Origin of the sequence: Arthrobacter sp. 2RAF22 (genome assembly GCF_052115325.1) — a bacterium.
In the GTDB taxonomy this organism is placed as follows: domain Bacteria; phylum Actinomycetota; class Actinomycetes; order Actinomycetales; family Micrococcaceae; genus Arthrobacter.
On the sequence record NZ_JBFRGL010000001.1, the window covers coordinates 521,708 to 537,055 of the forward strand.

17 protein-coding genes are annotated in these 15,348 nt (G+C 62.8%); 3 read left to right on the plus strand and 14 right to left on the minus strand.

What is annotated here, in order from left to right; translation table 11 throughout:
* Window positions 1-46: 46 nt before the first annotated feature.
* From AB4068_RS02350 to AB4068_RS02360, 3 genes are read left to right on the plus strand one after another with little or no spacing between them, the layout of a single operon-like run.
* Entirely contained in the window at window positions 47-1,387 is a 1,341-nt protein-coding gene (locus tag AB4068_RS02350; protein WP_441432667.1) for a CpaF family protein, read from the plus strand.
* Window positions 1,384-2,331: a type II secretion system F family protein gene (locus tag AB4068_RS02355; protein WP_441432569.1), complete on the plus strand. Its 948-nt coding sequence runs from the start codon at window positions 1,384-1,386 to the stop codon at window positions 2,329-2,331. Before AB4068_RS02350 ends, AB4068_RS02355 begins: the two co-directional genes overlap by 4 nt.
* Before the next feature lie 9 nt (window positions 2,332-2,340).
* Complete coding sequence (locus AB4068_RS02360) at window positions 2,341-3,249, plus strand: type II secretion system F family protein (protein ID WP_441432570.1); 909 nt, start codon at window positions 2,341-2,343, stop codon at window positions 3,247-3,249.
* 105 nt (window positions 3,250-3,354) lie between these two features.
* Here AB4068_RS02360 and AB4068_RS02365 read toward each other — a convergent pair whose 3' ends face one another.
* The 14 genes from AB4068_RS02365 to AB4068_RS02430 form a co-directional block, all read right to left on the minus strand.
* Window positions 3,355-4,245 carry a tRNA pseudouridine synthase A gene (locus AB4068_RS02365; protein WP_306958961.1) on the minus strand — a complete coding sequence of 297 codons (891 nt, stop codon included), beginning with the start codon at window positions 4,243-4,245 and terminating at the stop codon, window positions 3,355-3,357.
* Between the two features lie 32 nt (window positions 4,246-4,277).
* Entirely contained in the window at window positions 4,278-4,838 is a 561-nt protein-coding gene (rplQ, locus tag AB4068_RS02370; protein ID WP_284991839.1) for a 50S ribosomal protein L17, read from the minus strand.
* A 66-nt stretch (window positions 4,839-4,904) separates the two neighbouring features.
* Window positions 4,905-5,915 (minus strand): DNA-directed RNA polymerase subunit alpha, encoded by a 1,011-nt coding sequence (locus tag AB4068_RS02375; protein ID WP_011692778.1) that lies wholly within the window; start codon window positions 5,913-5,915, stop codon window positions 4,905-4,907.
* Window positions 5,916-6,057: 142 nt separating this feature from the next.
* Window positions 6,058-6,459, minus strand: coding sequence for a 30S ribosomal protein S11 (rpsK, locus tag AB4068_RS02380; protein WP_028265083.1), 402 nt, complete (start codon window positions 6,457-6,459; stop codon window positions 6,058-6,060).
* Window positions 6,460-6,503: 44 nt separating this feature from the next.
* Window positions 6,504-6,881 (minus strand): 30S ribosomal protein S13, encoded by a 378-nt coding sequence (gene rpsM, locus AB4068_RS02385; protein ID WP_011775569.1) that lies wholly within the window; start codon window positions 6,879-6,881, stop codon window positions 6,504-6,506.
* A 192-nt stretch (window positions 6,882-7,073) separates the two neighbouring features.
* The gene (gene rpmJ, locus AB4068_RS02390) at window positions 7,074-7,187 is read right to left on the minus strand and encodes a 50S ribosomal protein L36 (RefSeq protein WP_011775570.1); all 114 of its coding nucleotides are present in this window, start codon (window positions 7,185-7,187) and stop codon (window positions 7,074-7,076) included.
* Window positions 7,188-7,262: 75 nt separating this feature from the next.
* On the minus strand, window positions 7,263-7,484 hold the full coding sequence (gene infA / locus AB4068_RS02395; RefSeq protein ID WP_009358723.1) for a translation initiation factor IF-1: 222 nt from the start codon (window positions 7,482-7,484) through the stop codon (window positions 7,263-7,265).
* A 257-nt stretch (window positions 7,485-7,741) separates the two neighbouring features.
* Entirely contained in the window at window positions 7,742-8,689 is a 948-nt protein-coding gene (locus tag AB4068_RS02400) for a P1 family peptidase (RefSeq protein ID WP_441432571.1), read from the minus strand.
* A gap of 107 nt (window positions 8,690-8,796) precedes the next feature.
* The gene (locus AB4068_RS02405) at window positions 8,797-9,837 is read right to left on the minus strand and encodes a sugar phosphate isomerase/epimerase family protein (protein WP_441432572.1); all 1,041 of its coding nucleotides are present in this window, start codon (window positions 9,835-9,837) and stop codon (window positions 8,797-8,799) included.
* Window positions 9,838-9,922: 85 nt separating this feature from the next.
* Window positions 9,923-11,542 (minus strand): ABC transporter substrate-binding protein, encoded by a 1,620-nt coding sequence (locus tag AB4068_RS02410; RefSeq protein WP_441432573.1) that lies wholly within the window; start codon window positions 11,540-11,542, stop codon window positions 9,923-9,925.
* 1 nt (window position 11,543) lies between these two features.
* Complete coding sequence (locus tag AB4068_RS02415; RefSeq protein WP_306958966.1) at window positions 11,544-12,389, minus strand: ATP-binding cassette domain-containing protein; 846 nt, start codon at window positions 12,387-12,389, stop codon at window positions 11,544-11,546.
* Window positions 12,386-13,441 carry an ABC transporter ATP-binding protein gene (locus AB4068_RS02420; RefSeq protein WP_441432574.1) on the minus strand — a complete coding sequence of 352 codons (1,056 nt, stop codon included), beginning with the start codon at window positions 13,439-13,441 and terminating at the stop codon, window positions 12,386-12,388. The genes AB4068_RS02415 and AB4068_RS02420 overlap by 4 nt, the downstream gene beginning before the upstream one ends.
* Window positions 13,441-14,457, minus strand: a complete 1,017-nt coding sequence (locus tag AB4068_RS02425; protein WP_441432575.1) for an ABC transporter permease — start codon at window positions 14,455-14,457, stop codon at window positions 13,441-13,443. The genes AB4068_RS02420 and AB4068_RS02425 overlap by 1 nt, the downstream gene beginning before the upstream one ends.
* A 10-nt stretch (window positions 14,458-14,467) precedes the next feature.
* Window positions 14,468-15,268, minus strand: a complete 801-nt coding sequence (locus AB4068_RS02430) for an ABC transporter permease (protein ID WP_307052498.1) — start codon at window positions 15,266-15,268, stop codon at window positions 14,468-14,470.
* Between the last annotated feature and the right edge of the window lie 80 nt (window positions 15,269-15,348).

The window sequence follows — 15,348 nt, forward strand, 5'->3', positions numbered from 1 at the left end:
GTCAACCTCCCAGGCGGCCCCGTGGGGCCCGGGGGGGCTCGATCCAATGAGTCACACTGCGTCTACATCAGTTGAACAACGGCATTCCTCCGACACCAATGAAGCACTCAATGCAATCAAGGACCGTGCCGGGACCGCTCTCTACGAGCGAATGGGAAGCCGAATCACCGACGCTTCCATGGAGGAAGCGGAGTTGCACCAGTACGTCAAGGACGAACTCCGCGCCATCATCGAAGAAGACGAAATCCCGCTTTCCATGCTTGAGCGGCAGCGACTCGTTAAAGAGATCACCGACGACGTCCTGGGTCTTGGTCCACTGCAAAGGTTCCTCGATGAGACGGCTGTTACCGAGATCATGGTCAATGGGCCCGACAAGGTCTACGTGGAGCGGGCCGGCAAGCTCTACCTGACCGGCGCAAAATTCAGCGATGAAGAACATCTCCGGCGGATCATCGAGCGCATCGTCACCAAAGTCGGGCGACGGATCGACGAATCCTCGCCGCTCGTCGATGCTCGGCTTTCGGATGGATCTCGCGTTAACGCGATCATTCCCCCGCTGGCCGTCGGTGGCTCGACACTCACCATTCGAAAGTTTGGCCATGTTCCCCTCACGGTGGCGAATTTGATTTCGTTCGGCACCATGACTCCGGAGATCGCCGAGCTCCTGCACGCTTGTGTGCAGGGCCGGCTCAACATCATCGTTTCTGGCGGTACAGGCACCGGGAAGACCACGCTTCTCAATGTGCTGTCCTCTTTCCTCCCACCTGAAGAACGCATCATCACCATCGAGGATGCAATTGAACTTCAGCTTCAGCAGGAGCATGTGGTTCGGCTGGAAAGCCGGCCACGAAACATCGAAGGAAAGGGCGAGGTCAGCATCAGGGAACTGGTACGGAACTCGCTGCGCATGCGCCCGGACAGAATCGTGATCGGCGAAGTGCGCGGGGGTGAATCCCTCGACATGCTGCAGGCAATGAACACGGGCCACGACGGCTCCATTTCAACCGTTCACGCCAACTCTCCCCGCGACGCAATTGCCCGCCTTGAGACCCTGGTTCTGATGGCAGGAATGGACCTGCCACTCCGGGCCATTCGCGAGCAGATTGCATCCGCTGTGAACCTGATCGTGCATATTTCCCGTCTCCGCGACGGCACGCGTCGGGTTACACATGTTACGGAGGTTCAGGGAATGGAGGGCGACATCATCACTCTCCAGGACGCCTTCGTCTTTGACTATGGTGCCGGGGTGGACGCTAACGGCAGGTTCCTCGGACGCCCTGTTCCGACCGGAGTGCGGCCGAGGTTCGTCGATCATTTCGCTGATCTTGGAATCGGGCTTTCACCGGCCGTCTTTGGAACCGTGCCGATTGGGGGCGCATTCCGATGACCGTCACTGAACCCGCCTTTTTCGCGATCGGCGTCGGGTTCTGGCTCGTTGCCCTGGCCACGCTGTTCTTCACGACAATTGGATCGGGACGGAACCAGATCTCACTGGCCCGACGCCGGCCCGGAGTGACGGAGCAACCATCGATCCTCACCCGCGTTACCGGGAAGGCAACAACTTTCGTTGAGCAAAACGTGAGTCGAAACTCTAGATTCGGCAGCCGCGATTTGCTTGAACAAGCCGGGCTGAAACTGCGCCAATCCGATTTCATCCTCTTGGTTGCCTGCATTGCTGTGACAGCCGGGGTCGTTGGCTTCGTATTGGCCGGTTTCTTCCTCGGAATCCTGGCGCTGTTGATTACCCCTTTCCTCGCGATGCTCTTCTTGAAATTCAAGACCAACCGCCGTCGGCAGAAATTCGAGGAACAGCTCGGCGACACTCTGCTGATGCTCTCAGGTGGTCTCAGGGCAGGCCACAGCCTCCTGCGAGCGGTTGACGCAGTCGCAAAAGAAGCCGAAGCACCTACCTCGGAAGAATTCGCCCGGCTCGTCAACGAGTCCCTCCTGGGACGCGACTTGAAGGACTCCATGTTGGATGCCGCGCGCAGATTGCGCAGCGAGGACTTCGATTGGACCGCCCAGGCAATTGAAATCCATCGAGAAGTCGGCGGTGACCTTGCCGAAGTGTTGGACCATGTCGGGGAAACCGTGCGGGAAAGGGCTCAGATCAAGGGCCAGGTGCAGTCGCTCAGCGCCGAAGGGAAACTCTCGGCGTACATCCTGGTGGCTCTCCCCCTCGGCATGTTCCTTTACCTGACCGTAGCCAGTCCCAATTATGTCGGGACGCTCTACACCAGCCCATTGGGGTGGTTGATGGTGATCGCGGCCGTCATTCTTCTGGTTGCAGGCAGTTTCTGGCTCAGCCGTGTTGTCAAGATCAAGTTCTAGGAGGGCATCGTGACTACCATGGCCTGGTTGATGGTGGGACTCGTTGTCCTGCCTTGCACCTACATAGTGTGGTCGTTTGTTTCAGTTGACCGAAGTGGGATCGCGGCAGTTCGCACCAACCTCAGGCGCAGCGGAATCGCTGTCCCCGTCGCCTCGAATGCAGGCGTTGTGGTCGGCTCCACTTCCGACGCAAAACGGGTCGCTTTAGGGCTTCGCCTGACGCCCGCCGGTTATGCGGGCTGGCTTGACAAGCTCCTTGCGCGGGCAGGGCGACCAGCCGGAATGCCTTTGGAACGCCTGTTGATAGCCAAGCCGGCGACGGCCTTGGTGGTGAGCATCCTGGGGTTCCTCTTGGTTTTTAGAACACCGAGCAGCAACGCCGTTCTCTTCATCATCTTTCTGGTGGTGCTGAGCTACTTCGTTCCCGACATTCTCATCCACGGCCGCGGGGCGAAGAGGCAGGAAGCAATCGAGTTGGAACTACCCAATACGCTTGACCAGATGCTCATTTCAGTCGAAGCGGGTCTCGGCTTTGAATCCGCGATGGCCAGGGCAGCCCAAAACGGAAAAGGGCCGCTGGCTGCGGAACTAGCCCGAACGCTCCAGGACATGCAGGTGGGCCGCAGCCGTAAGGAAGCCTATCTGGCCATGGCCGAGAGGGTGTCGGTCCCGGATGTTCGGAGCTTCGTCCGGGCGGTCGTCCAAGCGGACACCTATGGGATCGCGATCGCAAACGTACTCCGGACGCAGGCGAAGCAGATGCGTGTCAAGCGGCGCCAAAGGGCCGAAGAAAAGGCGATGAAGTTGCCTATCAAGGTTCTGTTTCCGCTCATGTTTTGCATCTTGCCCGTGCTCTTCATCGTGATCATCGGTCCAGCGGTCATCAATGTCATGAAGAACTTCGTCGGAGCGTTCTAGACAGCTTAACGTCGAGGGCGCCAAACGAATCCCCCAAAGACCGGTCCTCCTCGACACCCAGAGTCGAGGAGGACCTCCTCGCGGGTACCGTGGACGCCCCCAAACCTACTCCCGCCGTGCCCGCGTCAGCTCGGCCCGTGCAAACAGTTCGTCGTCAGAGGGATAGGCCACTTCCTCAAGCACCAAGGGGTGAGGCGCGGCAAGCACGGACTTGGCGTCCCTGACCCCCGCGAGCAAACGCTCGTGCAGCCACTCCGGACTTTCCAGGCCCTCCCCCACACGCAATGCGGATCCCACCAGCGCACGCACCATGTTGTGGCAAAACGCGTCGGCCTGGACATTGGCGAGCAGTACGCCGTCGCTGCCGCGGACGAACTCTAGCCGCTGCAGTTCGCGGATAGTGGTGGCTCCCTCACGGGGCTTGCAGTAGGCGCGGAAATCCTGGAGCCCGAGCAGCGTCGCGGCCCCCGCGTTCATCGCGGCCTCGTCCAACTCCGCCTTGTGCCAGAGGGTGAGCCTGCGCAAGACAGGATCCCAGCGTTCCGGCCCATCGGCGATCCGGTAGCTGTAGCGACGCCACAACGCTGAGAAGCGGGCGTCAAAACCGTCCGGCGCCAATCCGACGTCGTGCACTTCAATGGCGCCGGTTTCATCCTGAAGGACCCGGCTCAAGGCGCCGCGAAGCCTCCGCAACAACGCGGCAGCGGGGTCGATCTCGTGTCCCCTCGGCAGCCCGTCCCACTCGGCCTCGGACAGGTCAATGTGCGCCACTTGTCCCCGGGCGTGGACACCGGCGTCGGTCCGCCCCGCCACGGTGACCCGCACAGGGCGCCGCACGATCAGCGCCAACCCCTCCTCCAGCGATCCCTGCACGGTCCGGAGACCGGGCTGGAGCGCCCACCCGTTGAAAGGGCCGCCGTCGTACGAAAGATCCATCCGGACACGCAAAAACCCGCCGCCCCCCAAAACGGGGGCAGCGGGTTTTCGTTCGTTCATAGACTTAAGTCTACTGTGAGGAATTCAGTGAATTACTTCTTTTCCTCAGCGGCCGGAGCCTCTTCGGTTTCAGCAGCTTCAGCTTCAGGAGCCTCGGCTTCGGTCTCTGCGGCTTCGGTCTCAACGACCTCTTCCTCAGCAACCGGAGCGGTCTCTTCGGCGGCCGGAGCAGCCTTCTCAGCGTCCTTCTTGGCAGCGGCAGTTGCCTCGGCAACTACAGCCTGCTTCGGGGAAACCGGCTCAAGAACCAGCTCGATGACAGCCATGGGAGCGTTGTCGCCCTTGCGGTTGCCGATCTTGGTGATACGGGTGTAGCCACCATCGCGGTTGGCAACGGCGCCGGCGATGTCGGTGAACAGCTCGTGGACGATGCCCTTGTCGCTGATCAGGCCGAGTACGCGACGGCGGGAGGACAGGTCGCCGCGCTTGGCGAAGGTCACGAGGCGCTCTGCGTACGGCTTCAGGCGCTTGGCCTTGGTGACCGTAGTGGTGATGCGCTTGTGCTCGAACAGCGATGCTGCCAGGTTCGCGAGCATCAGGCGCTCGTGAGCCGGACCGCCTCCGAGGCGCGGACCCTTAGTGGGGGTAGGCATAGTAATTTCTCCTGTAATGAAGGCCGTCCGGGTCCGAACGTGGACTCGGTGGCCAAGATCTGCTTGTTAGAGCTCGTCGTCGCTGAAAGCGGCGTCGTCCTCTTCGATGGCTGCGGCGCGGGCTGCAAGATCGAAACCGGGAGGGGAATCCTTGAGGGACAGACCCAGTTCAACCAGCTTTGCCTTGACCTCATCGATGGACTTCGCACCGAAGTTACGAATGTCCATCAGGTCAGCCTCGGAGCGGGCAACGAGTTCACCCACGGTGTGGATGCCCTCACGCTTGAGGCAGTTGTAGGAACGGACGGTGAGGTCCAGATCCTCGATCGGCAGTGCCATGTCGGCTGCCAGGGCAGCGTCCGTCGGCGACGGGCCAATCTCGATACCTTCAGCTGCGGTGTTCAGCTCACGTGCAAGACCGAACAGTTCCACCAGGGTGGTGCCTGCCGAAGCAACGGCGTCGCGCGGGGCGATAGCCTGCTTGGTCTCGACGTCGACAATCAGCTTGTCGAAGTCAGTGCGCTGCTCAACACGGGTAGCTTCCACGCGGAAGGTAACCTTCAAGACCGGCGAGTAGATCGAGTCGACCGGAATACGGCCGATCTCGGAGTCGCCGGACTTGTTCTGAGCTGCCGAAACGTAGCCGCGGCCGCGTTCGATGGTCAGTTCGAGTTCGAACTTGCCCTTCGAGTTCAGCGTGGCAATGTGCAGATCCGGGTTGTGGAATTCGACGCCGGCCGGCGGAGCGATGTCCGCGGCCGTGACGACTCCGGGGCCCTGCTTGCGCAGGTATGCAACAACCGGCTCATCGTGCTCGGAGGACACGGAGAGGTTCTTGATGTTCAGGATGATCTCAGTGACATCTTCCTTGACACCCGGAACCGTGGTGAACTCGTGCAGCACGCCATCGATCCGGATGCTGGTTACAGCAGCACCGGGGATGGAGGAGAGCAGGGTACGGCGGAGGGAGTTTCCGAGGGTGTAACCGAAGCCCGGTTCCAGCGGTTCAATGATGAAACGCGAGCGGTTCTCGGAGACTACTTCTTCAGACAGAGTGGGGCGCTGTGCAATAAGCACTTAGGTTTCCTTTCGGCGAGCATCCGCTATATGACGCAACACAGGTGGTGGAAATCGGCTTGGTTCCGGCTTTGCCGGCCGGGCGCCACGGAACAGTCAGGCTGTTCCGTGGCGGACCCGGCCGGCAAGGCCAAGAATCCAATTAGACGCGGCGGCGCTTCGGCGGGCGGCAACCGTTGTGGGCGCTGGGGGTGACGTCCTGGATGGAGCCAACCTCGAGGCCAGCGGCCTGCAGCGAACGGATTGCGGTCTCGCGTCCGGATCCCGGTCCCTTGACGAACACGTCAACCTTGCGCAGACCGTGCTCCTGGGCGCGCTTTGCAGCAGCCTCGGCAGCCATCTGGGCGGCGAACGGGGTGGACTTGCGGGAGCCCTTGAATCCAACCTCACCGGCGGAAGCCCAGGAGATTACAGCACCGTTCGGGTCCGTGATGGACACGATGGTGTTGTTAAAGGTGCTCTTGATGTGCGCCTGGCCAAGCGCGATATTCTTCTTGTCCTTCTTACGCGGCTTGCGAACCGCGCCACGAGTCTTCGGGGGCATTATTTCTCCTACAGAAAGTTATCGGGGGAAAGTCGGCGCTATTTCTAGCGGCCGGCTTTCTTCTTGCCGGCGACGGTGCGCTTCGGGCCCTTGCGGGTACGAGCGTTGGTCTTCGTACGCTGACCGCGTACGGGCAGGCCCTTGCGGTGACGCAGGCCTTCGTAGCTGCCGATTTCAACCTTGCGGCGGATATCTGCTGCTACTTCGCGGCGAAGGTCACCCTCAACCTTGTAGTTGCCTTCAATGTAGTCACGCAGCTGAACCAGTTCGGCGTCAGTCAGGTCCTTGACGCGAACGTCAGCGCTGATGCCGGTGGCAGCCAGGGTTTCGTGTGCACGGGTCTTGCCCACGCCGTAGATGTAAGTAAGCGCAATTTCCAACCGCTTTTCGCGGGGAATGTCTACGCCAGCGAGACGAGCCATAGTGGCAGTACTCCTTGAATAAACCGGAGGTCGTAGGCAGTACACCCGCACTTTCAGTGCGGCCCCAGCCTCCGACCGGGGGTTAGCTGTCCGGGCTCCATACGTCCCAATTCAGCTTGTGCTGCCTTTATTTACTTGCGTGGGTTAGCAACCCAGGTTTGCCCTCGCGGGCGCTAGTTCCCTTGCGGGGAATTAGCCCTGGCGCTGCTTGTGGCGCGGGTTCTCGCAGATCACCATGACCCGGCCATTACGGCGGATCACTTTGCACTTGTCGCAGATCTGCTTAACGCTCGGCTTGACCTTCATGGCGTTCCTTTGCGTGTTGCAGTTGGTCGGCTGGAGCGGCAACTACCCGGGTTTCCCAAGGCTGCCGCCCAGCAATTACTTGTAGCGGTAGACGATGCGACCACGTGTGAGGTCGTAAGGGCTTAGCTCCACCACTACGCGGTCCTCAGGGAGAATCCTGATGTAGTGCTGTCGCATCTTCCCCGAGATATGTGCAAGAACGATGTGCTTGTTGGTGAGCTCAACGCGAAACATCGCATTGGGCAGCGCCTCAGTCACAACGCCCTCGATCTCAATGACCCCGTCCTTCTTGGCCATATCCTCCGCTAACTGTTGTTTGCCGCAGCCCTCCGGTTAGGCACCGGAAAATCTGCGGACGTTTTTTGTTTGTTTGACCGTCCGGCCCCTGCCACTCCACGAAGCAGGACTCGCGACCTGTTAAATGGGCGTGGCTGTGCAGACAACCAACAGACAACTCTACGCCAAGACGGCGCGAAAGTTAAATCCGCCCATGCTAGCGCAGACACCGGCACGGTGTCACGCTTCCCCTGGCCGCGGGACCCCCTTGGATCCCGCTAAACCGCGCCGTAGGCAGGGTAGGTGCCTGCCGCCGTCGTGATTGATTCCGCGGCCGCGACACCGTCGAGGACAGCCAGGCGGACGGCGTCGGCCGCCGCGCTTTGCAGGGTGATGAGCGAGACTTGCCGCGCTTGTTCCGAACTGCGGTCAAGCCCGACGGCGCCGGTCGCCAGCGCGAACACGGTGTCGCCGTCGGCGAGGGTATGGGAAGGACTCAACGCCCGGGCGAGGCCGGCGTGTGCGGCACTTGCGGTGCGCTTGCATTCTGCCGGGTCGAGGACGGCGTTGGTGGCGACGACGACGAGCGTGGTGTTCAGTGCCGGGGGCCTCGGTTCGGAGGTGCCGGCTTCCGCCTGCGGGGACGATATGCCGAAAGGCATCCCGAGCGCGTTGACCACTGCGAGCGCACCCACCACCACGCCGCTGTCCAGGGTGATGGACGAGGTGCCCACTCCCCCCTTGAACGCGCCGCGGCCGATCACGGCACCAGTGCCGGCACCGACGTTTCCGCGCCCGACGTCGGCGTGCTCGCTTGAAGCCGCAGCCGCGCCTGCCGCTTCGTATCCCATGGCTTCGTCGGGGCGGGCGGCGAAGTCACCGCCGCGACCCAGGTCGAAGATCGCGGCGGCCGGAACGATCGGTACCACTCCCCCCGGCACTGCGAAGCCGCGTCTTTGTTCTTCGCACCATCGCTGGGCACCGTGGGCCGTGACCAAACCGAAGGCGCTCCCGCCGGTGAGCACGACCGCGTCGACCGTGGGCACCAGGGTGGTGGGATCGAGGGCGTCCGTCTCGTGCGTGCCCGGCCCGCCGCCGCGCACATCCACGGAACCCACAGTCCCGGGCGGCGGAAGGACAACGGTCACCCCGCTGAGCCAGCCGTCGCCGATCCGCTGGACATGTCCCACCCGGATTCCCGGCACATCAGTGATCTTGGAAGTCATGGGCCTATTCTGCTCCTCCCCACCCAACTGACTGGCAGTTAATGTCATTCTGAAGCGTCTAAACGACAACAACTGCGAGGCAGTTGGGTGCGACAGCGCAGTCGTGCCTACACCGCGGCTCCGATCCGGGACAGTGCGTCCCTCAGGGATTTCGCCGAGACGTCGATGAAGTGCGCACCGTCGTACGTTGCCGCGCGCAAGTCGCTGATCCGCGGCGCCTCGCCCCTTTCCGTCCGTTCCGCGTACTCGGCAGCCATGCCCCGGATGCTGGCCACTTCGTCCTGATCAAGGTCAGGGTGCATGGCAATCCATTCAGGATCGTCGAGGCCGATCGGCAAATGCAGGGTGGGACCTGCGTTCTCGATCGAGAGCGGCAGGTCCGGGTTCTCGGCGTGCAGGATGCCGAGCACCGCGTCCCAATCGATCGAGCCCTGGCCGATCGGCGCGAAGACCCTGCCAAAGACGCCGTCCTGTTCACCGAGGACAAAATCCCGCAAGTGCGTGGCCCGGGTGTACGGTGCAACGCGACGCGCAGCAGCCACAGGGTCTTCCCCTCGCACCACCACGTTGGCGGTGTCGAAAGTGACCCCGAGGACATCCGGCCCCACGGCTTCCACCAGGCGGACGATTTCATAGCTCGTGATCTCTTCGTGTGTCTCGATGTTCATGTGCACGCCGTGGTCCCGGGCCACCGGGGCAAGGAGCCGCAGGAACTTCTCGATCGCCACGATCTGGTCGGCCCACGGCGCGTCTGTCCGGAAGCGGTCGAAAACGTAGTAGCCCGGCATGCCGCGCTGGTAGTTGGCACACGCCACCCACAAGTCCGTCACGCCTGCGGCTTCATGCGCGGCCTCGATCATCTTGATCATGCCGCGCGTGTAGTCGCCATCGCCGAGCCTGCGGACGTGCGGAGCTTCAGCCGTCGCGTACGGGTTGACCTTCGCGAGGCCCATTTGGAGGTAGAGGTTGAGTGAATCCGCGCAGTCCCGGACCTCTGCGAGCAAGCCGCGGTCCAGGGTTGGGGAGACGTCCATGACGCTGCGGAAGTACACTCCTTCCATCCCCATGCCGTGCGCCCGTTCGAGGATACGGATCGCCGAGTCGTCCGCGTCGTGGGGGATTTTGCTTCCATCGACACCAATTCGCATTTCGCGTCCTTAGCTAGTTCTTCGTGTTGTCTTGTCCGCCGCGGGTGCTCTCCGGAGCCCAGGGCGGTATCCAGGGAGCTAGCCCCTACCGTCCCCAGTTGTAGAAGGTGGTTGACGAGGCGTAGTCGAAGGCCTTCACCGAGTGGGCCAGCACCGCCGTGAATTGCGCACGGTAGAGGATGATGGTGGGCGAACTGGCCCGCCACGCGTCCACCAGCGCGTTGATGTAGGGCTGCTGCGACTGGAGATCCGGGGCGTTGTCCAGCTTCTTCATGAGGTCCGGCGTCCCTGGGATACAGATGTGCTGGTTGTTGAAGCTGCTGCCACAGGTCATCTTCTTGCGGAGTTCGTAGGCAGCCACCGCGCCGGCGCTCTCGAACAGCAGCGCAGACTGGTACTTGCCCGTGTTGAACTTCGTGGCGAAGGCCGTGGGCGTCTGCGAATCGATGTTGACCGTGACGCCTATGTCCTCCCACGAGGCTTTCAGGATCGTCGCAAGCGTGGAGACCCCCGGCGATGTCGGGTTGATCATGAGGTCGATCTGGGGGTTCACCAGCCCGGACTCCTTGACCAAGGCCCGTGCCCGGTCCTTGTCGAGGGGGCGGGCGGCCGAGCGTTGCGGGTCGAATCCCGGTGTTCCTGGAACGAAGGGGCCGTAGTAGCTGTCCGCGTAGCCGTAAGCCACGCTGGCCTTGATCTGCTCATAGGGCACCGCGTACGTCAGCGCTTCGCGCAATTTCGGATTCGAGGTCACGCCGGAGGAATTGTCGAAGGACACCGTGACCGGGGCAAAAGCGGGGGCCGCGGTGACCGTGCAGCAGTCGTTCTGGCTTAGTTCGTGAACAACGTATGGTGGCAGCCCCAGGGTCACATCCGCCTCGCCCCGGCGTGCCTGCAGCATCAGGGTGGGGATCGAGGTGATGAAGTTGACGCGGACCACCGGTTCCTTGGCGGCTTGGCCGTAATAGTTGGGATTGCGTTTGAGCACCGCGTAGTTGTTGGTCACGTACTCGTCCAAGACATAGGGGCCGCTGCTGCTGGCGGTATGCGCGGCCAACCACTGATTGGGCACGCCCTTCTTGTCCTCGCCGTGGTCCTTGATGACTTTCGGGTCATAGATCGATCCGCGGCTCTGCGCCAACGTCACCAGGATTGCGGGGTAGGCACGTGACAGTTCGAGCCGGACATTCTGGGCGTCCACTACGACGACGCTGCTGATCAGGGGCGGGTCCGTCAGGCCGATTTGCAGGCCGAGGGATCCGCAGCCACCGATGGTGAGGTTCCGCATGATCGAGTACCGGACGGCCTCGGCATCCAAAGGGTTGCCGTTGGCGAACTTGGCTCCCGGTTGCAAGGAGAAGGTGTAAGCCTTCCCGTCGGGGGAAACCGTCCAGGTGGTGGCCAAGTCCCCCTTGACCCGGGCAGGGTCCGTGTTGGCCACGAGCGTTCCGTCGGGCTGTTGATCCTCGTCGAGCTTGACGAGCCGGGCGTAAAAGTTGCTGGCGAAGCTGTTCTCATTGCCGGCGCACACGAATGCAGGATCAATGTTGGTCAGCGTCGTGGCCCAGTTCACGGTGAAGGGCCGGCTGCTCGGGGCGGACGAAGCGGCCGGACTGGCACAGCCCGCCAGGGCGAGCAGACCCGCGGCGGCGAGGAACGCCGTCGTCCTCTTCGTCAGGCTACGCAGGGAGGGCAAGGTCCTCATTTCACTTTCCTTCCACGGCTACGGCCGTACCGGCCGCCGCAAGGGCCTTGGCCCGACGGCGAGCGCCCGGGACCGCGTCCAGCAGCGCACGGGTATAGGGGTGGGTGGTGTTGTCGAAAACGTCCTCTGAGGTTCCGGCTTCCACGATCTGTCCCGAGTTCATGACGGCGATGTGATGGCTCATGAGCCGCGCCACGGCCAAGTCATGGACGATGAACAAGTAGGTCAACCCCAACTCGTCCTGGAGATCGCTCAGGAGATTGAGGACCTGGGCCTGGATCGAGACGTCCAGCGCGCTCACCGGTTCGTCGAGGACTACGAGGTCCGGATTGAGGACCAGTGCCCGTGCAATCGCAATCCGCTGGCGTTGACCGCCGGAAAACGCGAACGGATAGCGCTGTGCCTGCTTAAGGGTGATCCCGACGCGGTCAAGCACTTCCTCGACCCGGCGCGAGCGCTCCGCCGAGTCCGAGACTCCGTGGATGACCAGCGGCTCTTCCACGAGGTCGGCAACCGTGAAGCGCGGGTCGAGTGATCCGTTGGGATCCTGGAACACCATCTGGATGCGTTTGCGCATCCGCCGCATCTCCGGCTTCGACAAGGAGGTGAGGTCCACGCCGTCGAACTCGATCAGTCCGCTGTCCACCGCGGTCAGGCCCATGACGCACGCAGCCGTGGTGGACTTGCCGCTGCCCGATTCCCCCACGAGCCCCAGTGTTTCTCCGCGTCGTAGTTCGAAGGAGACATCCCGCAGGATCTGGGTCCTGTTCCTGGAACCGACACCCCTGCCGTAGGACTTGTTGAGGTTCGCCACCCGCAAGAGCGGGGCTGTGGCTGCGTTGCTCATGCTGGATCTCCTGGGGTATCGCTCGCGAAGTGGCAGCGGACGACGGCGCCGCCCGCCAAGGTGCGCGCCTCGGGCCGTTCCGTTGCGCACCGTAGTTCGTCCCGGCCGATCGGGCATCGGGACACAAACGGGCATCCGGGCTCATCGGCCGAAAGGTCCGGGGGCGAGCCGGGGATGGCCGGCAACGCGCCGCGCTTGGCCGTAGCGGGGTCGATGACGCAGTCCAGCAACGCTTTCGAGTACGGGTGGGCCGGCGTGCCGAAAAGTGACCGGGTGCTGCTCGATTCGACGAACCGTCCCGCGTACATGACGTTGACGCTGTCGCAGAGTTCTTCCACGATCCCCAGGTTGTGGGTGATCATCACCAACGCGTTGCCGCGTTCGTCGCAGATTTTGGCCAGGAGGTCCAGGACTTGTGCCTGCGTGGTGACGTCCAGGGCCGTGGTCGGTTCGTCGGCGATGACCACGGCGGGATCGTTGGCGATGGCCATGGCAATGAGCACGCGCTGCCTCATGCCCCCGGAGTACTGGTGGGGGTAGTCGGCGATCCTCCGTTCCGGATCGTTGACGCCCACCTCGGCGAGGAGTTCGCAGGCCATCCGCCGGGCCACCTTGACTGAGACGTCCTGGTGCACCCGGATGGTTTCCACGAACTGGGTTCCGATGGTCTTGAGGGGATCCAGGGCAGCCATCGGGTCCTGGAATACCAGGCCGATGTCCCGCCCCCGGATCTTGGATATCCCGGCGTCGTCAAGGCCCACGAGCTCTGTCCCGTGGAGCTTGACGCTGCCGCCCACAATGCGGCCCGGTGGCGGAACGAGCCCCACGAGGGACATGGCGAGGGCGGATTTCCCGGAACCCGATTCGCCGACGATCGCCAATCGCTGCCGTTTGTAGAGGTCGAAGGACACGTCCCGCACCGCGTGGACGGTTCCCGAGGAAGTGTCGAAATTGGTTGTTAGTCCTTTGACGCTCAGGACGGGCGCCTGGCCCGGGATCCCGTCGCTGGCAATGCTTCGGGAAGGAAAGGGAAGTGCGTTGATGTGCGACATTAGCGGGCTCCTACTCGGGTGCGGGGATCTGCCGCGGTCATGACGAGGTCCGAGACGAGGCTGACTACCACGTAGAGGATGGCGGCCAAAAGGAGTACCGCCTGGACCACGGCAAAGTCCTTCTGGATGATGGCGTCGGCGGTCATGGAACCTATGCCCGGCCATCCGAAAACTTTCTCGACCAGCAGGCTTCCAGCCAGGAGATCGGCGAACAACAGCGAAGCAGCCGGTAACAGTGCCAACAGCCCGTGCGGGGCCACGTGGCGCGAGTAGACCGGGAACCTGCGGAGGCCATGGCTCTGGGCGACTGTGACGAAGGTTTCCCGCAGCGTGCCACGAAGCTGGTTCCGGTACAGCCGGCTGAGGAAGGCGAACGGACCCAAGGCGATAATCGTTGCGGGCAGGATCAGGTGCCAGCTCGCATTGGCGAAAGTCCCCCACTGTCCCGCAAGCAGGGCGTCCACCGTAAACATGCCGGTGACGTTCGTCGGACGGAGCATCCCGGGTGACAGCCGGCCTTCAGGACCCGGGAATATCCCGAGCTGGATCGAGAGAACCAGCAAGGCAAGCAGGGCGATCCAGAAGGGTGGCGATCCCATGGCCAGGGAGGAAGCGATGCGAAGAAACCGGTCCGGCCAGCGGCGTCGTGAGTAGACAGCGATGCTCGCGGCGAGGACCGCCGCCACAATGGCAATGACTACTGACAGCAGCCCCAGTTCGATCGTCGCCGGCAGCCGTTGGGCAAGGAGGCTACCGACGCTGTTGCCGGTGCTGTAAGAGAAGCCGAAGTCACCGCGGAGGAGCGAGCCCATGTAGTTCCCGTACTGGACGAAGAGGTTGTCATCCAGTCCCATGGACTTCCGCAGCGCCGCGATGGCGTCGTCGGTGGCCGCATCGCCGGCAATGGCCCGGGCCGGGTCACCGGGAACCTTGCGGAGGAGGATGAAGGCGAAGATCGAAGCCCCGAAGACCGTGGCCAGTGCTATGCCGAGCCGTTTGAAAATGGTGCTAATCATCGAAAAAGCCTCATTTCGCCTGGATGAATTCGCCGCGTGGATCCAGGACTTCCCGGGCCCTGTCCGCGATCATGGTGGTCAGGCTGACGGCAAGGAGCAGGCCCAGGCCGGGGAAGCCCGCGATCCACCATTGACCCGTCAGGAAGAATTGCTGGCCATCGGTGATCATTTCTCCCCATTCGGCCGTCGGAGGTTGAGCGCCGAGGCCCAGGTAACCGAGGGCAGCCAGGGAGAGCACCGACGCACCGAAGACGGCGGCCATCTGCAGGATCATGATCGGGACCAGGTGCGGGAAAACGTGGCGGAACAGCACGCGGGCGGGGTGTGCTCCGAGTGCGACCGTGGAGCGAACGAAGTCCTGGCCGTACAAGCGCATCACCTCCCCGCGAAGCGTCCGCATGTACCAGGGGAACGAGTGCAGCGAAAGCCCGATGACCACCGCCGTGACTCCCGGCTGCAGTGCCATCGCGATCGCCATCGCCAGAAGGATGGCAGGGAAGCAGAGGATGGAGTTGGTCAGCCAGGTAAAGAGCGTGTCTACCCAGCCGCGCATCGATCCCGCCAAAAGGGCAGCGATACACCCGGCGACCGCGCCGATCAGTGCAATGGTCAGACCGGCCAGGATCGACGTCCGCCCACCCGCCAGGACCCGGGCCAACACGTCCCGCCCGGTGTCGTCCGTGCCCATAGGGTGTCCCAGGCTTGGAGACTGCAGGACGGCGCCGAGGTTGATGGCATCGGGTTGCACGCGCCAGACCAAGGGGCCAATCAAGGTGGCCACAATGAGGGCGGCCAGGAACGACAAGGTCATGGTCAATGCCCTGTCCCGACGAAGGAAGCTCCTGAAGGGTCTCCTTCTGACCGGGACAACGATCTGTGGGGCGGCAATGG

What these genes read in the sequence shown, in the direction of transcription:
- rplQ (WP_284991839.1), bottom strand. Translation starts at nt 4,838, where the DNA reads ATGCCTACCCCCACTAAGGGTCCGCGCCTCGGAGGCGGTCCGGCTCAC.
- rpsM (WP_011775569.1), bottom strand. Translation starts at nt 6,881, where the DNA reads ATGGCTCGTCTCGCTGGCGTAGACATTCCCCGCGAAAAGCGGTTGGAA.
- AB4068_RS02350 (WP_441432667.1), top strand. Translation starts at nt 47, where the DNA reads ATGAGTCACACTGCGTCTACATCAGTTGAACAACGGCATTCCTCCGAC.
- rpsK (WP_028265083.1), bottom strand. Translation starts at nt 6,459, where the DNA reads ATGCCCCCGAAGACTCGTGGCGCGGTTCGCAAGCCGCGTAAGAAGGAC.
- AB4068_RS02415 (WP_306958966.1), bottom strand. Translation starts at nt 12,389, where the DNA reads ATGAGCAACGCAGCCACAGCCCCGCTCTTGCGGGTGGCGAACCTCAAC.
- rpmJ (WP_011775570.1), bottom strand. Translation starts at nt 7,187, where the DNA reads ATGAAGGTCAAGCCGAGCGTTAAGCAGATCTGCGACAAGTGCAAAGTG.
- AB4068_RS02420 (WP_441432574.1), bottom strand. Translation starts at nt 13,441, where the DNA reads ATGTCGCACATCAACGCACTTCCCTTTCCTTCCCGAAGCATTGCCAGC.
- AB4068_RS02365 (WP_306958961.1), bottom strand. Translation starts at nt 4,245, where the DNA reads ATGAACGAACGAAAACCCGCTGCCCCCGTTTTGGGGGGCGGCGGGTTT.
- AB4068_RS02400 (WP_441432571.1), bottom strand. Translation starts at nt 8,689, where the DNA reads ATGACTTCCAAGATCACTGATGTGCCGGGAATCCGGGTGGGACATGTC.
- AB4068_RS02405 (WP_441432572.1), bottom strand. Translation starts at nt 9,837, where the DNA reads ATGCGAATTGGTGTCGATGGAAGCAAAATCCCCCACGACGCGGACGAC.
- AB4068_RS02410 (WP_441432573.1), bottom strand. Translation starts at nt 11,542, where the DNA reads ATGAGGACCTTGCCCTCCCTGCGTAGCCTGACGAAGAGGACGACGGCG.
- infA (WP_009358723.1), bottom strand. Translation starts at nt 7,484, where the DNA reads ATGGCCAAGAAGGACGGGGTCATTGAGATCGAGGGCGTTGTGACTGAG.
- AB4068_RS02430 (WP_307052498.1), bottom strand. Translation starts at nt 15,268, where the DNA reads ATGACCTTGTCGTTCCTGGCCGCCCTCATTGTGGCCACCTTGATTGGC.
- AB4068_RS02425 (WP_441432575.1), bottom strand. Translation starts at nt 14,457, where the DNA reads ATGATTAGCACCATTTTCAAACGGCTCGGCATAGCACTGGCCACGGTC.
- AB4068_RS02355 (WP_441432569.1), top strand. Translation starts at nt 1,384, where the DNA reads ATGACCGTCACTGAACCCGCCTTTTTCGCGATCGGCGTCGGGTTCTGG.